The organism is Novosphingobium sp. FW305-C-111 (genome assembly GCF_058783565.1).
In genome coordinates this window covers 99,215-119,513 of the sequence record NZ_JBYSYP010000011.1, presented here as the reverse complement: position 1 = coordinate 119,513, position 20,299 = coordinate 99,215, and the positions used below count along the sequence as shown (strand labels likewise).

Genomic DNA, 20,299 nt, shown 5'->3' with positions numbered 1-20,299 from the left:
AGACCATGGAAACGCGGGCAAACCATATCTGGGTCGGGACGGTGACCCTCATCCTGCTCGCGGGACTGGCGGCCCTTGTCGTATGGATCGCGCGCCTCAACCAGGGCGAGCAGAACGAGTACGACATCTTCTTCAAGCAGTCGGTCGACGGGCTCGCCAAGGGCAGCGAAGTGTCGTTCGCGGGTGTCCCTGCCGGCCAGGTCAAGGACATCGAGCTTTGGCCCAAGGATCCCGAATTCGTCCGCGTGCGGATCAAGGTCGACGAGAAGATCCCGATTCTCCAGGGCACCGTCGCCAGCGTCCAGGGCAGCTTCACCGGCGTTTCGACGATCCAGCTGACCGGCGCGGTCAAGGGCGCGCCGCCGATCGTCTGTCCCGAGGGGAACAAGCGCGCCTCGTGCCCTGAAGGCGTGCCGGTGATCCCGACCAAGCGCGGGGGCCTGGGCGAGCTGCTCAACAACGCGCCGCTGCTGCTCGAACGGCTGGCCACGCTGACCGAGCGGCTGACCATGGTGCTATCCGACAAGAACCAGAAGTCGATCGAGGGCATCCTTGAAAACACCGACCGGATGACCGGCAACCTCGCCGACGCGTCGCCCGAGGTGAAGCGCACGCTCGCCGAATTGCAGGCGACGCTGCGGCAGGCGAACTACACGCTCGCCAGTTTCGAGAAGCTCACCGGCTCGGCCGACCAGCTGATCAATGGGGAGGGCCAGAGCCTTGCCGCGCAGATGAAACAGACGCTGAAGTCCGCGCAGAAGGCAGCCGATTCGCTCGATGCCACGCTGAGTGACGCGCGCCCTGCGGCGCGCCAGTTCAACGAACGGACCCTGCCTGCCGCCGAGGCCGCGATCCGCGACCTCCAGGCGACGACGCGGTCGTTGCGCGCCGTGACCGACCGCTTGCAGGACCAGGGCGCCGGCGGCGTCATCGGCGGGCCGAAGCTGCCCGACTACAAGGATTGAGGAAGCCCGCGATGACGAAGACCGCTACCGCCCTGCTCGCCGCCGTGCTTCTTTCGGGCTGCGTGAGCCTCGGCCCCAAGGTGCCCGACACGCTGCTCAACCTCACCCCGGCGCGCACCGCCGCGGCGGGGGCGAGCGCCAGCGGGTCCTATTCCTCCGCGATCGTCGTGCTCGAACCGGAGGCGGAGGCCCGCCTCGCGGTGACCCGCGTCCCCGTGCAGATCGACGACGCCAACGTCGCCTATCTCAAGAAGGCGATGTGGGTCGAACGCCCGGCCCGCCTGTTCCAGCGCCTCCTCGCCGAAAGCATCCGCGCCGGCGGCAAGCGGCTGGTGGTGGAGAACGACCCGGGCTCGAGCGGCCTGCGCCTGTCCGGCCGCCTGCTCGACATGGGCTATGACGCGCGGACCAGCTCGGTCGTGGTGCGCTATGACGCGGTCAAGGAAATGAGCGGCGGCAAGGTCGAAACCAGGCGGTTCGAGAGCGTGGTGCCCGGGATCGAGGCCAAGGCCGAGGCGGTCGGCCCCGCGCTCAACCAGGCGGCGAACGACGTCGCGGCGCAAGTGGCCGATTGGGTGGGGTGACCGAGGACGGGCTCGCAGCTTGGGCCTTGCCATTGACGGCAGAAGCGGTCCGCCGCTCGTTCCAGCGCGCCTAGATCGCCTTGCAGAACGCCGGGGCCGCTTGCGCCGCGCAAGCATCGGGCCTGGTTTTCGTTTTCTTCCAGTATCCTATCAGTCCCAGCCGCTCGGCCAGGGCGGGAAACCCGGGATCGTCGAGGGTGGGGCGCATGTCCGGATACCAGAAGACGGACGGCCCCGGATAAGTCCGGGTCGCCAACCGGTCGCCGATCAGGAACGCGTCATGCGCGGCGCCTAGTTTCGCCAGCAGCCTGGCGACAATCTCATCCTGTTCGCCCACGGGCAAGGCAAGAAGTGCGCGCACGGCTGCATCTTTCGCTCCGGCATTGCCCGATTGCACCGCGCGAAAGCCCTGTAGCAAGGCACTGCGCAACTGGGGTTCCACATCGAGGCCCGGATCCGAAAGCGCGGCAAGGTCGCTGGTGGCGGCCGCCTTCATGAGCCTGATGCGGTTGGCGAACCCGTTGGTCGGGGCGAGATCGATCGAGGCGTCGAAGGCCTCTTTCGCTTCGTCCAGTCTTCCCGCGGCGACCAGTCCGTCGGCGAGGTTGAGCGAGGTGTAGATGTAGAGAGCAAGCATGTCGTCGGCTTGCCGCAGACGTTCGACCGCGTCGCCCACCCGGCCGACGTTGAGAAGCATCCAGCCGTATTGGTGATACTCGCAGCCGCAATCCAGTCGCCGCGCGTTGACCGCCCGCGTCAGGAGGTCGTCCCGTGCAATCCAGTCGTTACGGTCCACCAGCATGGCCTTGATGTACAGGGCCTCGCTGTTCTTGGGATCCAGTTCGACGGCGCGATCGGCTGCTTCGCGTCCCTTGGCGCGTGCTTCCTCCGCAGAGGCCTTGTCGGTCGCGCTCCCCGCGACCTTCCAGTAACCTCCGGCCACGGCTGCCCAGCCCCAAGAGAAGTCGGGTAGCGCCTGCACGACGCGCTGCGCCGGGACGAGCGCCTTGCGCCCGTCGGACATGTTGGGGTTCCAGTGCCACTGGCAAAACTGCATGTAATCCCGAAGGACGTCGTCCGGCAGCGGCTCCGCATAAGTCGAGCTTCCGAAGAGCCCGCATCGCACCGCGTTGCCGGCATCGACGGCGATATGGCGAGGGACCTTCGCCAGGTCCGCGCCGTCGTAATTGAACGTGTTGCCCCACACCGTCGCACCGGTCCGCTCGTTGGTGAGGTTCGTGATTACCCGCAGCGACTGCCCGTCTCGCTGGATCGTTCCGCCGAGCGAAAACGCAGGCCCTTCGCCGGGGGCGGCGGCGCTCGCCGTCGAGATGTTGACGGCGCCATCGGCATTGAACGCAGCCGTGATCTCGGCCTTGATCGTGTCCTGGATGTTGGGTGGCAGGTCGGCGGACAGGAGCTTGAAGTCGGTCAGCCGGACGGTCATGCCGGATTTGCTGGCCGGTGGCGATCGGCCCAACCACATCGTGGCGATGAGTACGACAACGGCCACGCCGAGAACCGCCAGCGTGATCCTGGCCCAGCCCTGCCGCAGCGTGCGTTGAACCAGGCCCTCGGCTGTTCCTTTGAGACCGGTCCGGCCTGTGGCCGGTTGCGCCTCGGCGGCAATCTGCTCGTCTTCGACAGCGAGGACCGCGTCGGCGGGAATGTGGTAGGCCCGCACCGGAACCGCGATATTCTTGAGCTCGAGTTCGCCGGCGTCGCGGTACGCCACGCCGAGCCGCCTGACTTCCTCGATCACGTTTCCCGACACGCAGATGCCGCTGGTCGGTGCGTTCGATTCGAGGCGCGCCGCGATGTTCACGCCGTCGCCGTATATGTCGTCGTCGGCGAAGATGATGTCGCCGGTGTTGATGCCGATACGGGCGAGCATGGGCGGCTCGTTCGGCTCGCGCTCATTGGCCTGGGCAAGCGCCTTCTGGATCGCGATCGCCGCATTCAGCGCATCTCTGGCACTCGCAAATTCCGCAAGGATGCCGTCTCCGGTTCCTTTGATCACGCGCCCGCGCCGGGCCGCGACAAGCGCGTCGAAGATGCTTTTGCGGCGACGCAGCAGACGATCGAGGGTCCGCGTTTCCTGGGTGCTCATCAGATGCGAGTACCCGACGACGTCCAGTGCCAGGACGGCGGCTAACCGTCGATCGTTCGGCTGATCCATCCCGAGCCCGCCTCCCCCGCAGAGATCGGACCGAACCTAGCCTCTCATTGCGGAAGTTGTCCATCGGGAGACGGGGCGCGCGGGCGACGGTGCAAGGCGCTTAATCCTTCCGCCCCGAGCCCGACTTCTTCCCGCCGCCGTCCTGCTTGTTGACCGTCGCCCAGGCCCGGCGTTCGGCCTCGTCCTTGCTGACTCCGCGGTCTTCGTAGCCTTCCTCGATGTGCTCAGCCTTGCGCTTCTGCTTGTCGGTATAGGCGTCCTTGTCTCCCTGGGGCATCGCGAAAACTCCTTTCGGAACATCAATGCACCGCGTCGTCGAAGGGGCCGCGCGGCCCATTCGCCCCGTCGCGCAAATCCGGCAGCAAGGCGCAGGCCTATTGTCTATCGATTGAGTAGAGATATATGCGATCTCCATTCGCAAAGGAGACTCGCCATGTCCGATCTGCTCGCCGAAACCCCTCTGGTCCTCACCGTTCCTGGCCTCAACGGCAGCGGAACGGGGCACTGGCAGACCGCGTGGGAGAACGACGGGCTGGCCCGCCGGGTCGATCTCGGCGACTGGTCCGCGCCCAACCGCAACCTGTGGGTCAACCGGCTCAACCTCGCAATCCACCGGGCCGAGAAGCCCGTGATCCTCGTTGCGCATAGTTTGGGCTGCCTCGCGGTCGCGTGGTGGGCGTATTACGAGCGTCCCGCATGGTGCGATCCCGTCGTCGGGGCGCTGCTGGTCGCGCCGCCGGAGGTCGATTCTGCCGCCAGCGACAGCCGCCTTTACGCCTTTGCGCCTACGCCCCTCGGGCCGCTGCCATTTCCGACCACGCTGGTCGCCAGCCGCAACGATCCTTATGCGGAGTTCGAGCGGACCCGCCGTCTCGGCCAGTTCTGGGGCAGCCGCTTCGTAGATATCGGCGAGGCGGGTCACGTCAATGCCGAGAGCGACCTTGGCGGCTGGGAGGACGGGCGTGCGCTGGTGGCAAGCCTTGCGCGCCATGCCCACCGCCAGCGCACCACGCCGCCGCCGAGCATCACGCCTTCGGAACTGTCGCTGTTCGCCTAACCCCGCGCGAGCGCGGCGAACCGCGCCGCTGCCACGAACGCCGCGGCCCGGCGCGCGCGGCGGTCCATGGCCTCGGCGTCCTTGCCCCAGAGGTCGGCCTGCCAGTCTTCCTCGAGATTGGCGGCATTCCAAAGCGCGGTCGTGTCTGCGCCCGGGTCCAGAGCAACGAGCGCCAGCGTCAGCGAGGCGGCGAGGCTGGCGAGCTGCTTGAGCGCGGCAATGGTGAAATCGTCCTGTGCCTCCAGCACGGCGCGCAGGCGGCGCAGCGTGGCCTCGGGCTGCGGCTTGTGCAGCACGCCGGCAACGCGCTCGAAGTGGATGTCATAGCGTCGCTCGGCCGCGGTCAGTAGCGGCTCCCACACCGCGTCCTGGCGCTCGGTCAGCGCCTCGCCGGGGTCGCCGCGGTAGCACAGCGTATCGGTCTCGGCGTAGCGGAGGAGGTCGGCAATCTGTCCGGCGCGGTCGGCGCCGACGACGTCGAGCGCAAAGTCGGCCATGTCGCGGTAGACGAACAGGGCGGGGTCGATCTCGTCGCCTTGCGCCGCCCATTCCTCGGCCAGCGCAGTCGCCAGCGCCTGCGTCGGCACGACCTGCGCCCGTCCGCCGACGGTCTTGATGGCCCGCCCGTCGAGCAGCACGCGCCAGCCATCCTCGGCCTCGACAATGGACGCCTGCTTCCAGAACCGCTTCATTGCTTCGGGCTCCGCCAGCGCCGGGCGAGGACCAGCGGCAGGGCGAAGACCTCGACCAGCCCGATCACGATCAGGATGTAGCCGGCGGCGGGCGGCACATCGCGCAGAGCCTCGATCCGCCGCGCCTGCAGCAGGATGCCGAACAGGACGAGGAACACGCCGGAGAGACGCACCAGTTGCATGACCACGAAGCGGCCCTTGGCGGGGTCCGGCTCGCTCATCCCATCCGCTCCAGCAGTTCGCGCAGTTCCGCCATGGTGTGCGCCACCGCCTCGGCCCCCGCGTCGAGCAGTTCCTCGGTCTCGTGATAGCCCCAGCTGACCCCGATCGCGCGGACCCCGGCGTTGATCGCCATTTCCATGTCATAGGCGGTATCGCCGATGACCACGGTGGCCGCCCGGTCCGCACCGGATTCGGCGAGCGCGGTTTCGACCATCGAGGGATGCGGCTTCGACGGGTGGCGGTCGGCGGTCTGGAGGGTGACGAAGTGGCCCTTCAGCCCGTGCGATTCGAGGCAATGGACGAGTCCGCGGTCGGACTTTCCGGTGGCGACGCCGAGCAGCCAGCCGGCGGCGTCGAGATCGCGGATCAGGTCGGCCATGCCGTCGTAGAGCGGCTCTGCCACCACGCCCGCGCGGCGACGCTCACGGAAGGCGTCCTTGTAGCGCTCGGCCAGAGTCGCGTGGTCGTCGTGCGCACCCGCCGGGTGAAGCTGGCGCATCGCCTCGTACAGCGAGAGGCCGACGACCCGCCGGGTCCGCGCCCGCTCCGGCGCATCGAGGCCGTGACCGGCGAACGCCGCGTCCATCGCAGCGCAGATGTCGGCCTGGCTGTCGACCAGCGTGCCGTCGCAGTCGAAGATGGCGAGGCGAACCGTCATGGCGCAAGCGTCCGCATCAGCTGCGCGATCGCCGGGTGGCCGCTGGCTTCCAGCCCGTCGGCAACGCGGCGGCGCTCGTCGGCGGGCTTGTTCTGCGAGAGCTTGAAGGTCGGCCGCCACGCGAGGACTTCCATCTCGAAGCCGACGATCCCGGCCATCAGCTGCCGGCGCTTGGCATCGGGCAGCTTGTCCATCGTCCACGGGGTGCCGTCCTCGACCCGCTCCTCGTTGAAGGTCGAGAGATCCTCGAGCAGCGCGGCGAGCCCGTCCTGGTCCATCCGGCGCACGCGGCCTTCGAGTTCGAGGCTGACGTAGTTCCACGTCGGAACCTGCTCGCCGTCGGAATACCAGCGCGGGGAGACGTAGCCGTCGGGGCCGTTGACCACGACCAGCGCGGTCTCGCCGTCGAGGTGCCGGGCGATGGCGTTGCCGCGCGCGACGTGGAACTGCACCGCGCCGTCGCCGGTCGAAAGGATCGGCGTGTGCGCGACGCGGGGGCCGTCGGGCGTGGTCATGAACACCATGCCGAAGCCGACTTCGTCAATCAGCGCTTCGGCAAGCTGGCGGTCGTCGTTGCGGAACTGCGGGTTGGGATGCATCAGCGCGGTGCCCCTGTCGCACCCGACACATCGTCATTGCGAGCGAAGCGAAGCAATCCCCCGCGGTCCGCGCCTCTGATGGATTGCCGCGGAGCCTGTGGCTCCTCGCAATGACGACCGATGCGGAATGTCACTTGCGCGGACCTTTCGGCGGCCCCTTGCGCGGTGCGGGTTTGGTGCCGGCGGGCTTTTTCCCGGCCGGCTTGCTCCCGGCGACCTTGGCCCCCGCCGGCTTGGTCCCGCCCTTGGCCGGTGCCGCGCGCTTGCCGGTTGGCTTGCGCCCGACCGGACCTTCCGCGCGTTTGCGGCGCTCGCCGCGGCGTTCCTTGCGGTATTCCTTCGAATGCTGCTTGGCCGCGCGCTTTTCCATCACGCGTTCGGATACCGGCTTGACCGGGTCCAGCTCGACGTCGCCGTTGGTCTCGTCGAAGCCGAGGTAGTTCATCGAGTTGGCGAAGTGTTCGGGCAGCGGCGCGGTGACGTCGATCCAGTCGCCTTCCGGGTGCTCGATCCTGAGGCGGCGGGCATGGAGGTGCATCTTGCGGCTGATCGAGCCCGACAGGAACGCGCCCTGGCCGCCGTACTTGCCGTCGCCGACGATCGGGTGGCCGATCGCAGCCATGTGAACGCGGAGCTGGTGGGTGCGGCCGGTCAGCGGCTGGAGCTCGACCCAGGTCGCGGTGTTCCCGGCGCGCTCGACGATCCGGTAGCGGGTCCGCGCGCTTTGCCCCTGGCCGCTTTCGTCGACCATCATCTTCTCGCCGCCGGTGCCGGGCTGCTTGGCGAGCGGCAGTTCGATCAGGCCATCGGCGATGTCGGGCACGCCGACCACCAGCGCCCAGTATATCTTGCGCGCCGAGCGGCCCGAGAAGCGCTTGGAAAAGAACGCCGCGCTGCCGGGCGTGCGGGCTATCAGGAGGACGCCCGAGGTGTCCTTGTCGAGCCGGTGGACGAGGCGGGGGCGCGGGCCCTTTTCCTCGACGAAGGCATCGAGCAGGCCGTCAACGTGCTCATAAGTCCCGGAGCCGCCCTGTGTGGCGAGGCCTGGCGGCTTGTTGAGCACGATGGCGGCGCGGTCGCGCTCCAGCACCATCGATTCGGCGAGTTCGACCTGTTCCGGGGTGAGCGGCTTGCGCTGCGAGCCCTGCCCGGCGGGGAGGGCGGCGCCGCCCGGCGGGATGCGCAGGACCTGGCCCTTCTCGAGCCGGTCGGCGGGATCGGCGCGCTTGCCGTCGATCCGAAGCTGGCCGGTGCGGGCCCAGCGCGAGACCGTGGCGAAGCCGACCTGCGGGAGATTGCGCTTGAACCACCGGTCGAGGCGGATGCCGTCGTCGTCTGCGGTGACGGTGAACTGGCGGACCTCGTCCGATTCCCGATCGCCCTGCGCCTGTCGATCGACCATCACGCCGTCCCCCGCATCATCGCCATGCCGGCAAACAGGCCGACCGCCCCGGCAATCAGCGAGGCGAGGCCATACGTGACCGCCAGGCCGATCATGCCGCGCTGGATCAGCGCAACGATCTCGAGGCTGAACGCGGAAAAGGTGGTGAACCCCCCGAGCACGCCGACGCCCAGCAGCAGCCGCCAGGCCTCGCCATCCGCCTGGCCGTTGCGCGCCAGCCACCCGGCGAGCACACCCATGGCGAGGCTGCCGAGCACGTTGATCCAGAAGGTCGGCCACGGAAACATCGCCTCCGGCCCGGTGAACACGCCGATCAGCCGTCCGGCCTGGAAGCGCAGCGCCGCGCCGATGGCACCGCCGAAGGCGACGATCAGCGTGGCGACGAGAGTGGATGGCGGGTTCATCGCGCGTGCCTTAGAGGGGATGGGCGGCGGGCGCAACGCGGCCAAGGGGCGGCCAAGGGGCGGTCAGCGGACGGGAGGGGCGCTCGTCTGGCCCCGAAAATGGCCGCAAACCCTTGCCTTGCCCCTGCTTCGGTGGTAGCGGCCCGCCCGTTCGAGCCGGTCCGTTCGGATTCGGCTTCGTTTTGCGTTTTTCAATTTCCGGTGACTCCCGCCGCGCCGCGGGCTCTCGCCGACAGTGATCGAGGTGTTCCGGTTTATGCAAATTCTCGTCCGCGACAACAACGTCGACCAGGCTCTCCGCGCGCTCAAGAAGAAGCTGCAGCGTGAGGGCGTGTACCGCGAGATGAAGCTGCGCCGTCACTACGAGAAGCCGTCCGAAAAGCGCGCCCGTGAAAAGGCCGCCGCCGTGCGCCGCGCCCGCAAGCTCGAGCGCAAGCGCGCCGAACGCGACGGCGCGAAGTAAGGCCGGTCCCCCGCCCTTCGGCTGGCCGGCAGGCCGGCCGCTCAGGGTAAACTGCCCGTCGGGCAGGCGGGGACGTCCTTCGGCAGGGGCCACGCCCCGGATGAAAGCCTCCGCCCGGCGCGGGGGCTTTTGTCGTTGTGGGGGCGCTCCCGGGGCCGCGGGTGCAGCCCTCTGGAATCCAGAATCGTCACCCTGAACTCGTTTCAGGGTCCCCTCGCGTCCTGTTCCGATAGGTCGGAAGCGAGGACCACAGCGCCGCTGACATGCTCAAGATGCCGAGCCGGACCGAACTGGACCCTGAAGCAAGTTCAGGGTGACGGCGGGATCGAGCGGAAGGTTGGCGCTTGAGCCGCATCACCCCTCTTGCCCGCGAACCCGCGTTGCGCCATCAGGGGCGCGACTGAAACGGCGCGCCTCATTGCCCGCGCCGCCTTGGGGGAACATCATGTCCGAAGTCACGCGCGTCCCGCTCCAGCCGATCGAGAAGGGCTCGATCGGCATGATCTGGCTTGGCGTCATCATCGCCTTGCTCGTCGGTATCGGCGCGGCCTGGGCGCTCCACCCGCGCGGCGTGACCGTCGAAGAGCTTTCCGCCGGCAAGGGTGCAAGTCCGACCGCGACGGACGTCGTGCTCGTGAACTATGTCGGCCGGCTCGAAAGCGGCAAGGAATTCGACCGCGGCGAGAAGGTCGCGATCCCGCTCGAATCGGTCGTTCCGGGATTCCGCGACGGCCTCATCAAGATGAAGGAAGGCGGCAAGTACCGCCTCGAGATCCCCTCGCAGCTCGCCTATGGCGACAAGGCGACGCCCGATCCGCGCACCGGCGAAGTGGCGATCCCCGCCAACAGCGACCTGGTGTTCGAGGTCGAGCTGCTCAAGTTCATGACCAGCCAGCAGTTCCAGATGCTCCAGATGCAGATGCAGCAGATGCAGGGCATGGGCGGCGGCCCCGGCGGTCCGGGCGGCGAATCGGCCCCGCCGATGCCGGAAGGCGCGCCGAAGCCGTAAGGTGACGGGAGAGGAGACTGTGCCGGTCGCGAGCCGCGACTGGCCGCTCCGCCCCTGGCTCGCCGGAGGCCTGCTCGCGGTGTGCGGGCTGGCGGTCTGGCTCCTGACCAGGAACACCGAAGCGTCGCCCGGGCGGATGGCCGGGGCGGCGTTTTTCGTGTTCGGCGGGGTCAGCGCCGCGTTCACGCTGGAGCGCGAGGGCTGGCTGCGCGCGGCGGCGTTCTCGGTGCTCGCCGGGCTGGTCATGGCGGGCCTTGCCTTCCATGCGCTCGACGTGGGCGACCATGTCGCGGGCGAGGAGTTCGGCTTTGCGGCCGGGGTCTTTGCCCTGCTGCTGGCACTGCCGCTGTTCCAGGCGGGGTTCGAGCGGGCGCGGTTCGCGACCCCGTACCGCGACATCCACTTCCACGTCTGGACCGATGCGGTCTGCGGGGCGGGGGCGCTGGCGTTTACCGGCCTATCGTGGATCGTGCTCGCGATCCTGTCCGAACTGTTCCACCTGCTCAAGATCGACCTGCTCCGCGACCTGATGCAGGAGGGCTGGTTCGGCTGGACCTATTCGGGCGCGGCGTTCGGGGCGGCGCTCGGCACCTTGCGCAACCAGATCCGGGTGATCGGCACGCTACGCCACGTCGTCATGCTGGTGCTGTCGCTGCTGGCGGTGCCGACCGCGCTGGCGCTGGTCCTGTTCCTCGCCGCGATGGTGGTCTCCGGGCCGGACGTGCTGTGGGAGGCGACGCGCAGCGCCACACCGGTCCTGCTCGCCTGCGCCGCCGGGGCGTTCGTACTGGCCAACGCGATTGTGCGCGAGGACGACGGCGAGATGAGCCGCAACCCGGTCATGCGCCTCGCCGCGCTGGCGCTGGCTACGGTGATCCTGCCACTGACGGTATTCGCTGCGATCTCGATGGGCACGCGGATCGACCAGCACGGCCTTTCGCCCGAACGTCTTTGGGGCCTGCTCGCGATCGCGGTTGCCTGTGCCTACGGCCTCGCCGCGTTCGTCGCGGTGCTGCGCGGGCGGATCAAGGGCTGGCCGGAATACCTGCGCCGCGCCAACCTCAACCTCGCCGCCGGGGTGAGCGCGCTGGCGCTGCTGCTCGCGCTGCCGGTCCTCGACTTCGGCGCGATCTCGGCGCGGCAGCAGGTGGCGCGGCTGGACGGGGGGAAGGTCCCGCCCGACAGGTTCGACTACCACGCCCTGCGCTGGCAGTTCGGTGATGCCGGACGCGCGGTGCTGGCGGGTCTCGCCAAGCGCGGCGGCGAGGTCGGCAAGCTGGCGAAGGAAGCGCAGGCGGAGACCGAGCCTTATCCTGCCGTGCCGATGCCGGACCGCGAGGAGCGCAAGTTCGAAAACCGCATCACCGATCCGGGTCTGCGGGCGCGGGTGGACAAGTACTGGCAGCAGAACCCTTACGTCTGCGGTTCGCCATGCATCGCGGTGGACGCCGGGACACGGCCGGGCGGGCCACCGCGCGCGGTGTTCGTCGGGCCGGACGGGGTCACCGTGCGCGAATTCGATTCCGCTTCCGCCGACGCGGTCGTCCAGATGCCGGAAGCCGCCCCGACGGCGGAGGTGCGCGAGGACTCGAAGGTCGAAGTCCGCCCGTGGCAGGGCCGGCGCGTGTTCGTCGATGGCAAGCCGGTGGGGCCGCCTCTGGAATAGCGCGAATTTGCCCGGTTTCCGGCGCAACCCGCCCTTGAACGCGCCCGCTCCCCCCGCTAACGCGCGGCCATGTCCGTAGACAAAGCAACCGTGGCGAAGATCGCCTCCCTGTCGCGCCTCAACCTCGGCGACGCCGAGCTTGAGGCGATGGTCCCCGAACTCAACGGCATCCTCGCCTGGGTCGAGCAACTGGGCGAGGTCGACGTGACCGGGGTCGAGCCGATGACTGCCGTCATCCCCAACACCCTGCGCCTGCGCGACGACGTCGTGAACGCCGATCCGCTGACCGGCGGCGGGGTCCGCGACAAGGTCCTGGCCAATGCGCCGGCGGCTGAACACGGGTTCTTCGGCGTGCCGAAGGTGATCGAGTGAGAGCTCTCGGCCACACCACCACTTTTTGCGCCCCCGCGAAGGCGGGAGCCCAGGGCCGCAAACGCTGCGCCCTGATGCACTGGGTCCCCGCCTTCGCGGGGACGCACGGGATTTCGATTTGATGACCGACCTCACCGACCTTTCCGTCGCCGCGATCCGCTCCGGCGTGTCCTCGGGCGAATTCACCGCCGTCGAGGTGGCCACCGCGTTCAACGCCAACGTCGCCGCGGCGCAGGATGCGCTCAACGCGTTCATCGTCACGACCCCTGATGCCGCGCTCGACGCCGCGCGCAAGGTCGACGCGGCGCGCGCCGCCGGCCAGCCGCTCGGCAAGATGGCCGGCGTGCCGATCGGGATGAAGGACCTGTTCGCCACCCGCGGCGTCCAGACCACCGCGGCGAGCCACATCCTCGAAGGCTTCAAGCCCGAGTACGAGAGCACGGTTTCCCAGAAGCTGTGGGACGCCGGCGCGGGGATGCTCGGCAAGCTCAACCTCGATCAGTTCGCGATGGGCTCGTCGAACGAGACCAGCTACTTCGGCAATGTAATCAGCCCGTGGCGGCGCAAGGATGGGGGCAACGCGCCCCTGGCCCCCGGCGGTTCGTCGGGCGGCAGCTCGGCGGCGGTCGCGGCGCGGCTCTGCCCTGCGGCGACCGGGACCGACACCGGCGGCTCGATCCGCCAGCCCGCCGCGTTCACCGGTATCACCGGCATCAAGCCGACGTACGGCCGCTGCTCGCGCTGGGGCATCGTCGCGTTCGCCTCGTCGCTCGACCAGGCCGGGCCGATGGCCCGCGACGTGCGCGACTGCGCGATCATGCTCGAAGCCATGGCCGGGTTCGATCCCAAGGACGCGACCAGCCTCGACATGCCGGTGCCCGAATGGGAAGCGGGCCTGAATGCCGACTTGCGCGGCAAGAAGGTGGGCATCCCCCGCGAATACCGCATGGACGGCACCGACGCCGACGTGCTGGCGAGCTGGGACAACGGCATCGCCTGGCTGAAGGACGCGGGCGCGGAGATCGTCGAGATCTCGCTGCCGCACACGAAGTATGCGCTGCCGGCGTACTACATCATCGCCCCGGCCGAAGCCTCGTCCAACCTCGCGCGCTATGACGGCGTCCGCTATGGCCTGCGCGACCTGCCCGAGGGCGCGAACCTGCAGGACATGTACGCCGCGACCCGTGCCGCCGGGTTCGGGGCCGAGGTCAAGCGCCGCATCCTGATCGGCACTTACGTGCTCTCGGCGGGCTTCTACGACGCGTACTACACGCAGGCGCAGAAGGTCCGCACCCTGATCGCGCAGGACTTCGCGAACGCGTTCACGCAAGTCGACGTGATCCTCGCCCCGACCACGCCGACCGCGTCGTTCGGGCTGGGCGAGATGGTCAGCGATCCGCTGGCGATGTACCTCAACGACGTGTTCGCGGTGCCCGCCTCACTCGCCGGCCTCCCGGCGATGAGCGTGCCTGCCGGGCTCAACCGTGAGGGGCTGCCGCTCGGCCTGCAGATCGTCGGCAAGGCCTTCGACGAGCAGGGCGTGCTGAATGCGGGGCTGGCTATCGAACAGCGCGCCGGCTTCGTCCACAAGGCGGAGCGGTGGTGGTAGATGAGCTTTTTTGCGGACCTTTTGCAGCAAGAGGTGACGGTCTGGTTGCGCGACCTGATCGGCAGAAAAAGACACGAAGCAAATAAACACGAAGTGACGGATCAGGCAGCGACCAAGCGGGCCAGACGTCGAAAGCGGAAATAGATATGAGCAGCTACCGCATCCAGGGCGCAACCGGTGAGTGGGAAGTCGTGATCGGCCTCGAGGTCCACGCGCAGGTCACCTCGAACTCCAAGCTGTTTTCGGGCGCGGCGACCGCGTTCGGGGCGGAGCCGAACAGCCAGGTCAGCCTCGTCGACGCGGCGATGCCGGGGATGCTGCCGGTGCCCAACCGCGAGTGCATCCGGCAGGCGGTGCGCACGGGCCTTGCCATCCAGGCGCAGATCAACAAGTGGTCGCGCTTCGACCGCAAGAACTACTTCTACGCCGACCTGCCGCAGGGCTACCAGATCAGCCAACTCTACCACCCGCTGGTGGGCGAGGGCGCGATCGAGGTGATCCTGGATGAGAAGGACCCCGAAGGCTCGACCAAGACCATCGGGATCGAGCGCATCCACGTCGAGCAGGACGCGGGCAAGCTGATGCACGACCAGCACCCGACGATGTCCTACGTCGACCTCAACCGTTCGGGCGTGGCGCTGATGGAGATCGTCAGCCGGCCCGACATGCGCTCGCCGGCGGAGGCGGGCGCGTATCTCACCAAGCTGCGCCAGATCCTGCGCTATGTCGGGTCGTGCGACGGCAACATGGACCAGGGCTCGATGCGCGCCGACGTCAACGTCTCGGTGCGCCGCCCGGGCGAGCCGTTCGGCACCCGGACCGAAACCAAGAACGTCAACTCGGTCCGCTTCGTCATGGCGGTGGTCGAGCAGGAGGCGATGCGCCAGGTCGGCGTGATCGAGGACGGCGGCACGATTGCCCAGGAAACCCGGCTCTACGATCCCGACCGGAACGAAACCCGCTCGATGCGCAGCAAGGAAGACGCGCACGATTACCGCTACTTCCCCGATCCCGACCTGCTGCCGCTGGTGCTCGACGACGCCTTCGTCGACGAATGCCGCGCGAGCCTGCCCGAACTGCCCGACGCCAAGCGCCACCGCTATGAAACCGCGCTGGGCCTCTCCGCCTACGACGCCGCGCAGCTGACGCTGGAGGTCGAGACTTACCAGCAGTTCGAGGAGATGCTCGGTGCGGTCGCCGTCGCCGCCGGCAAGGGCGAGAAGGACGTCGCCAAGCGCGTTGCCAACTGGATCCTCTCCGAACGCCCCGGCGTGCTGCGCGCCGCTTCGCTGCCGGTGACGCACCCGAAGAACACGCTGGAGGCCAACGTCGCGCTGGTCGTCGCGGTGAGCGAGGGCACGATCTCCGGCGGCAAGGCCAAGGAAATCCTCGCCCAGCACCTGACGAGCGACATCGACCTCGCCGCGGTCATCGCCAGCAACCAGCAGACCAGCGACACCGGCGCGATCGAAGCCGCGGTCGACAAGGTCTTGGCCGACAACGCCGACAAGGTCGAACAGTACAAGGCCGGCAAGGAGGCGCTGTTCGGGTTCTTTGTCGGCCAGACGATGAAGGCAATGCAGGGCAAGGCCAACCCGCAGGTGGTCAACGGGGTGGTGAAGGCGAAGTTGGGGTAGGTCCTCTTTCGAGGCATTGATGCTTGCACCCCGTGTGCCCGCCGCTAATCTGGCAGTGCAACAGGGGCAGGGGAATAATGCGCTTGAAATTGACGCTCGTGGCAGCGTCGGTTTGGCTTGCGGCGACGGCGACGACTGCCATCGCGGCCAAACCGGCTGAGCCAGCGCCGGAAATGGACGATCCGGCAAAATTCTTTCTTTTCCATGCCGGCGACCAATCGGCGGACCAGTTTCGCGGCGATCTCGTCTATTGCATTGGCCAGGCTTATCCGATCCTGTCGATGCGTGACCGGATGCCGTCGACTGGCGGGATTTTCGGAGCCTTACTGGAGGGCCGGATGGCGGAGATCGACCGCTTTCGCATGCGCAACGCAGCCATGCGCAAGTGCATGGGCGGGTTCGGATATGCGCGGTTCCAGGTGCCGCAGGATCGCTGGAACGAGATCGTCTAGAATGGCGATATCGTTCGCGACAACGATCAGCTCGTCGATGCCGAGGTGGTGGAAAACATGGTCGGTTTTGCCACTGCAGCAGCGCCTTCCAGCGGGAGGCTCGAACCATGATCCGCTTCTGCCTTAGTGTCGCTGCGATTGGGCTGGCGACGTCAGTGATCCCGCCAGCCTCTGCTGCCCCGGCACCGGCCAAGCCTGCGAAAATCAAGCTCGATACGCTCAAGCCGGGAAAAGTGAAGGTTGATCCTCGACTGGGATATATCCTTGTCCGGATGGGCCCGCGTGCCACGCCCAAGGACAACCCGGTACCGATCGGCTTCATGCGAGTTTCTCCGGAGACGCAGCTTCCGTTCGCTGAGGATGACCCGGAGACGAAGGCGCCCAACTACTCGCAGACTCTAGGCGTCGGAGTAAATACGGCACGTAGTTTCGGTGAATCCGACGGGGCCGGGGTTTATCTGGTCGCGGCCTACCCGGGGCGATGGATCATCAGCGGGGTCGGCAATACCTGCCTGTCGATGGGCACCTATGCATTCGACGTGAAGCAGGGTGAGATCAGCGATATCGGGCTGATGCTGACCGGTCGCGAGGATGGCAATTCTCCCGCACCGGAAATCAGGGCTGCGAAGCTTTCCGACGACCTGGTAGAGTTCGGAACCTTGATGAATGTCGTCATGACCAGCGCCCTGTTCGCAAGGTCGGCAAGCGATGACCCGGCTGTGCCGCCTGAGCTTTCGGCCATGCCACGCAGCCACGTGACGTTAACGCCGGATGTAATGCTGCCGAACCTGTGCATGGACATGGTCGGCCGCGCCGCCAGCCTGCCGCCATTAGGTCATCGTCCGCCGATGACTGCGGAAGAGGCGGCCAAGGCTATCGATGAGATCAATCCTGACGATCTGGCCGAAAGAGTGGCCAAGGCTCGGGCCGCGAAGGCAGCAGGAAACAAGAAATACTGAAGCAGACGGGTGGCGCGGTGTTTGGCCGCGCCACCCTTTGCGTTCTAGACCCGCGTCCCGTTCATCGGAAAGCTGCCGAACGCGCCGGCCTTGACCGTTCCGCTCAGCGTGTCGCCGTCCACGGTCGCGTCGCCTTCCAGGGTCATCGGCATCGGCACGGTCATCTTCATCTTCCAGGTCAGGCGGTTGCCATCGACCTTGCCGTCCTCGACGTCCATCGAACCCATCGCGCCGACGTTGCTGCCGGTGAAGGTGTCGCCGTCCACCGTCACGGTGAACTTGCTCGACTGGTCGCCCATCGGGGTCTTGGTCACGCAATCATAGGTTCCGGCAACGCTCATGGTGTTCTCCTCTCCGTAAGGTGGTCTCGAGTTCACTGCTTATCTACACCGATGTCAATAGTGCGGTACTCGACCGGCAGGCCGATCCCCTTGAGCTGGGGTTCGATCACCTTGCGGTCGCCCACCACCACGAAGACCATGTCCTGCGGCTGGAGGTATTTCGCCGCCGCCGCGTCGAGCGCCTTGGCATCCACCGCGCGGTAGCGACTGGCGAGCGTGGCGTCCCAGTCGTCCGGGCGGCCGAGGCGCCGGTTGAGGACGAGCTGGCCGAGCACCTGCGCATTGGTTTCGTAGCGGTTGGGCAGCCCGCGGATGTTGCCGTCGGTCACCCGGTTGAGCTCGACCGGATCGACCGGCTTGGTGGCGGGGAACGCCGCCATCTGCGCCATCAGCACCTTGAGCGAATCGCCCGTTCGGTCGGATTGGACCGCCGTCTGCACCACGAAGCTGCGCGGGCCGACGCTGCGCCGTACCGAGCTGCCTACACCGTACGTCCAGCCCTTTTCCTCGCGCAGGTCGTTGTTGAGCCGCGAAAGGAAGCCCGAACCGATCACTTCGTTGGCGAGGTCGACCGCGACGTCGGGGTCGCTTCCGGTCATCGGCAGGGCCTTCCCCGCGGCGATCACCGACTGAGGCGAATTCGGCCGGTCGATGACGATGATCCGGGGCGAGGCGGCGGGCACGGGCGCGTCCACGCTTTTCATCGGCGGCATCGCATGAGGGATGCCCCAGGTCCCGAACGTCTCGTTCAGCAGCGGCAGGATCTCTTCCAGCGTGGTGTCGCCGACCACAGTGATCGAGGCCAGTTCGGGGCGGAACCACTTGGCGTGCTCGCGGCCGAGGTCATCGGACGTCAGCGCGGCGATGACCTTCGCCGAACCCAGGCCGCCGGACGGCACGCCATAAGGATGGTCGGGACCGAACACCGCCGGGGCCAGGACCTCGGCGGCGAGCCCGTTGGGGGAGGACAGGTTCTGCGCGATCTGCGCGATCCGCTGCTCCTTCACCCGCGCCACTTCGGCCGGATCGAAGCTGGGCGAATGCACGATGTCGTGCATCAGCCTGAGCGAGGGCGCGAGATTGGCGGAGAGTGCGTCGAGCGTCACCGTGCTGGCGTCGAGCGACGCACTCGCGGTGATCGTCGCGCCGAGCCGTTCCTGCGTTTCGGCAATCTCGGCCGAGCTCTCGCCCGCCGCGCCTTCGTCGAGCAGGTCGAGCATCAGCGACTGCACGCCCTGCCGGTCCTGCGGGTCGGCGCTGTAGCCGGCGTTGAAATCGACCGCGATCAGCACCTTCGGCACCGCGGTGCGGCGCATCAGCTGGACCGGGATGCGGTTGCGCAGAAATCCGTGCTCGATCGGCGGCAGGGCTAGGTCGGCGACCGGGGCGATCGGCGGAATGTCCCGCTTCGGTCCCTTCTTGACGACGGGCGCCTTCGCTTTCTTCGGCTTGGAAGAGGGCGCGGTGCCTTCATCGCCCCAGCCGCCCATCGCGTCGCCCTTCTCGGTGCGCTCGCCAGGGACAACGGCGAGGTCGAACGGCGGGCGGCCGAGCCACTTTGCCATGGCGGCCTGGACTTGGGCCGGGGTCACCGCGGCCGCGGCGGCGAGGTCTTTCTTGTAGGCGGCCGGATCGCCCTGGTAGAGCATGCCCTCGGCCAGCGTCATGCCCTTGCCGCCCATGTCGCCGACCCGTTCGAGCTGGCCGATCTCTTCGGCGATCAGACGGGTTGCGGCCCGCTGCACCTCGTCCGCGGTGGGCCCTTCGCGGACCAGCCGGTCGATTTCGCCGGCGAATGCGGCTTCCGCCGTCGCCTTGTCGACCCCCGGCTTCACATCCATTTCCGCGATGATGAAGCTCAGTTGCTCATGGTCCTGCAGCCCCGCCGAGGTCGATACCGCCAGCTGCCTTCCGCGGACCAGCGCATTGTCCAGCCGCGAGCTGGAAAGGCCGCCCAGCACCATCAGGCCGATCTCGAGCGGGATGCGGTCGGGGTCGGAGAGCGCCGGCCCGGTCCAGTTGCGGGAGAGCTGGATGGTCGCGACCTGGTCGGTCATCTCGCGCTTCGCCGGCGCGGCGAGGGTGACCGGCGCCGCCTCGACCTTGCGAACTTCCGGGCCTGCGGGAATGCCGCCGAACCACCGCTGGACCTTGTCCCTGGCGGTGGCGAGGTCGATGTCGCCGGTCAGCGCGAGGACCACGTTGTTGGGGCCATAGTTGTCGATGAACCACTTGTGGACATCGGCGAGGCTGGCGGCGTCGAGGTCGGCCATCGAACCGATGGTCGAGTGGCGGTAGGGGTGGCCGACCGGCAGCAGGCCGTCACCCAGCGCATACTCGGCGAGACCATAAGGCTGGTTGTCGCGCTGGCGCTTCTCGTTCTGGACGACGCCGCGCTGCTTGTCGAGCTTGGCCTGGTCGATCGCGCCGAGGAGGTGCCCCATGCGGTCGCTTTCCATCATCAGCGCCCGGTCGAGCGCGCCGGTGGGGACCACCTCGACGTAGTTGGTGCGGTCGTACCAGGTCGAACCGTTGGTCGGGGTCGAGCCCGCTGCCTCGAGCGGGATGTCGAAGTTGGGCACGTTTTCCGAGCCGGTGAACATTAGGTGCTCGAACAGGTGGGCGAAGCCGGTCTTGCCCTTGGGTTCGTGCTTCGAGCCGACCCGGTAGTACGTGGTCACGCCGACGATCGGGGCCTTGCGATCGGTGTGGACGATCACGGTCAGGCCGTTGGCGAGGGTGAAGGTCTCGAAGGGGATGTCTACCGCCTTGACCAGTTCGCCGAGCGGCGCTGGGCGGGGTTCGGGGCTCGCTGTCGGGGCGGGCGCCGGGGCGCTGGCGAGCGGGGCGGTTTGCGGGGCGCAGGCGGCGAGGGTCAGCGAGGCGAGGGCGGTCGTGAAGAGAAGACGCATGGGGTTCCCGGCCTGGAAGATTTGGTTGCTGTGGTAACGGAAGCGGGGCGGAGGTCTAGTGGCTGTCGATCAACGACACCAACTCAGCGCGTCGTCCGGGACGACGAGATGGGCGCA

20 protein-coding genes and 1 pseudogene are annotated in these 20,299 nt (G+C 67.8%); 11 read left to right on the top strand and 10 right to left on the bottom strand.

Annotated features, from left to right (window positions below; translation table 11 throughout):
- Positions 1-5: 5 nt before the first annotated feature.
- Together AC3WLD_RS13640 and AC3WLD_RS13635 are read left to right on the top strand one after the other, a co-directional pair.
- Entirely contained in the window at positions 6-965 is a 960-nt protein-coding gene (locus tag AC3WLD_RS13640; protein WP_492557514.1) for an MlaD family protein, read from the top strand.
- A gap of 11 nt (positions 966-976) precedes the next feature.
- Positions 977-1,549, top strand: coding sequence for an ABC-type transport auxiliary lipoprotein family protein (locus AC3WLD_RS13635; protein WP_492557513.1), 573 nt, complete (start codon positions 977-979; stop codon positions 1,547-1,549).
- Between the two features lie 70 nt (positions 1,550-1,619).
- Here the strand turns inward: AC3WLD_RS13635 and AC3WLD_RS13630 are convergent, their stop codons facing one another.
- Both AC3WLD_RS13630 and AC3WLD_RS13625 read right to left on the bottom strand, forming a co-directional pair.
- A complete protein-coding gene (locus AC3WLD_RS13630; protein ID WP_492557512.1) occupies positions 1,620-3,728 on the bottom strand; it encodes an adenylate/guanylate cyclase domain-containing protein in 2,109 nt (702 codons plus the stop codon).
- A 109-nt stretch (positions 3,729-3,837) separates the two neighbouring features.
- A pseudogene (locus tag AC3WLD_RS13625) lies at positions 3,838-4,005 on the bottom strand (plasmid stabilization protein); the annotation flags it as partial.
- 156 nt (positions 4,006-4,161) lie between these two features.
- Here AC3WLD_RS13625 and AC3WLD_RS13620 point away from each other — a divergent pair.
- Positions 4,162-4,785 (top strand): RBBP9/YdeN family alpha/beta hydrolase, encoded by a 624-nt coding sequence (locus tag AC3WLD_RS13620; RefSeq protein WP_492557511.1) that lies wholly within the window; start codon positions 4,162-4,164, stop codon positions 4,783-4,785.
- Here AC3WLD_RS13620 and AC3WLD_RS13615 read toward each other — a convergent pair.
- The 6 genes from AC3WLD_RS13615 to crcB form a co-directional block, all read right to left on the bottom strand.
- A complete protein-coding gene (locus tag AC3WLD_RS13615) occupies positions 4,782-5,477 on the bottom strand; it encodes an ATP12 family chaperone protein (RefSeq protein WP_492557510.1) in 696 nt (231 codons plus the stop codon). The two genes, AC3WLD_RS13620 and AC3WLD_RS13615, sit on opposite strands and share 4 nt — an antisense overlap.
- The gene (locus AC3WLD_RS13610; RefSeq protein WP_492557509.1) at positions 5,474-5,698 is read right to left on the bottom strand and encodes a hypothetical protein; all 225 of its coding nucleotides are present in this window, start codon (positions 5,696-5,698) and stop codon (positions 5,474-5,476) included. Before AC3WLD_RS13610 ends, AC3WLD_RS13615 begins: the two co-directional genes overlap by 4 nt.
- Positions 5,695-6,357, bottom strand: coding sequence for an HAD-IA family hydrolase (locus AC3WLD_RS13605; RefSeq protein WP_492557508.1), 663 nt, complete (start codon positions 6,355-6,357; stop codon positions 5,695-5,697). Before AC3WLD_RS13605 ends, AC3WLD_RS13610 begins: the two co-directional genes overlap by 4 nt.
- The gene (locus AC3WLD_RS13600) at positions 6,354-6,956 is read right to left on the bottom strand and encodes an FMN-binding negative transcriptional regulator (protein WP_492557507.1); all 603 of its coding nucleotides are present in this window, start codon (positions 6,954-6,956) and stop codon (positions 6,354-6,356) included. The genes AC3WLD_RS13605 and AC3WLD_RS13600 overlap by 4 nt, the downstream gene beginning before the upstream one ends.
- 130 nt (positions 6,957-7,086) lie before the next feature.
- Positions 7,087-8,358 carry an RluA family pseudouridine synthase gene (locus AC3WLD_RS13595; protein ID WP_492557506.1) on the bottom strand — a complete coding sequence of 424 codons (1,272 nt, stop codon included), beginning with the start codon at positions 8,356-8,358 and terminating at the stop codon, positions 7,087-7,089.
- A complete protein-coding gene (gene crcB, locus AC3WLD_RS13590) occupies positions 8,358-8,762 on the bottom strand; it encodes a fluoride efflux transporter CrcB (protein ID WP_492557505.1) in 405 nt (134 codons plus the stop codon). Before crcB ends, AC3WLD_RS13595 begins: the two co-directional genes overlap by 1 nt.
- A gap of 256 nt (positions 8,763-9,018) precedes the next feature.
- Between crcB and rpsU the strand changes: the two genes are divergently transcribed.
- From rpsU to AC3WLD_RS13550, 8 genes are all read left to right on the top strand, one after another.
- The gene (rpsU, locus tag AC3WLD_RS13585) at positions 9,019-9,225 is read left to right on the top strand and encodes a 30S ribosomal protein S21 (protein ID WP_008070684.1); all 207 of its coding nucleotides are present in this window, start codon (positions 9,019-9,021) and stop codon (positions 9,223-9,225) included.
- 445 nt (positions 9,226-9,670) lie between these two features.
- Positions 9,671-10,234: an FKBP-type peptidyl-prolyl cis-trans isomerase gene (locus AC3WLD_RS13580; protein ID WP_492557504.1), complete on the top strand. Its 564-nt coding sequence runs from the start codon at positions 9,671-9,673 to the stop codon at positions 10,232-10,234.
- A 19-nt stretch (positions 10,235-10,253) separates the two neighbouring features.
- Positions 10,254-11,900 carry a DUF4153 domain-containing protein gene (locus AC3WLD_RS13575; protein ID WP_492557503.1) on the top strand — a complete coding sequence of 549 codons (1,647 nt, stop codon included), beginning with the start codon at positions 10,254-10,256 and terminating at the stop codon, positions 11,898-11,900.
- Between the two features lie 69 nt (positions 11,901-11,969).
- The gene (gene gatC, locus AC3WLD_RS13570) at positions 11,970-12,272 is read left to right on the top strand and encodes an Asp-tRNA(Asn)/Glu-tRNA(Gln) amidotransferase subunit GatC (protein ID WP_492557502.1); all 303 of its coding nucleotides are present in this window, start codon (positions 11,970-11,972) and stop codon (positions 12,270-12,272) included.
- A 121-nt stretch (positions 12,273-12,393) separates the two neighbouring features.
- Positions 12,394-13,881 carry an Asp-tRNA(Asn)/Glu-tRNA(Gln) amidotransferase subunit GatA gene (gene gatA / locus AC3WLD_RS13565; protein WP_492557501.1) on the top strand — a complete coding sequence of 496 codons (1,488 nt, stop codon included), beginning with the start codon at positions 12,394-12,396 and terminating at the stop codon, positions 13,879-13,881.
- Positions 13,882-14,027: 146 nt separating this feature from the next.
- Positions 14,028-15,518: an Asp-tRNA(Asn)/Glu-tRNA(Gln) amidotransferase subunit GatB gene (gene gatB, locus AC3WLD_RS13560; protein ID WP_492557500.1), complete on the top strand. Its 1,491-nt coding sequence runs from the start codon at positions 14,028-14,030 to the stop codon at positions 15,516-15,518.
- A gap of 98 nt (positions 15,519-15,616) precedes the next feature.
- The gene (locus AC3WLD_RS13555) at positions 15,617-15,970 is read left to right on the top strand and encodes a hypothetical protein (RefSeq protein WP_492557499.1); all 354 of its coding nucleotides are present in this window, start codon (positions 15,617-15,619) and stop codon (positions 15,968-15,970) included.
- 107 nt (positions 15,971-16,077) lie between these two features.
- Positions 16,078-16,929 (top strand): hypothetical protein, encoded by an 852-nt coding sequence (locus AC3WLD_RS13550; RefSeq protein ID WP_492557498.1) that lies wholly within the window; start codon positions 16,078-16,080, stop codon positions 16,927-16,929.
- Positions 16,930-16,973: 44 nt separating this feature from the next.
- On the opposite strand, the gene AC3WLD_RS13545 is transcribed toward AC3WLD_RS13550, so the two are convergent.
- Both AC3WLD_RS13545 and AC3WLD_RS13540 read right to left on the bottom strand, forming a co-directional pair.
- Positions 16,974-17,270, bottom strand: coding sequence for a hypothetical protein (locus tag AC3WLD_RS13545; protein ID WP_492557497.1), 297 nt, complete (start codon positions 17,268-17,270; stop codon positions 16,974-16,976).
- A gap of 32 nt (positions 17,271-17,302) precedes the next feature.
- Entirely contained in the window at positions 17,303-20,182 is a 2,880-nt protein-coding gene (locus AC3WLD_RS13540) for a M16 family metallopeptidase (protein WP_492557496.1), read from the bottom strand.
- Positions 20,183-20,299 lie beyond the last annotated feature (117 nt).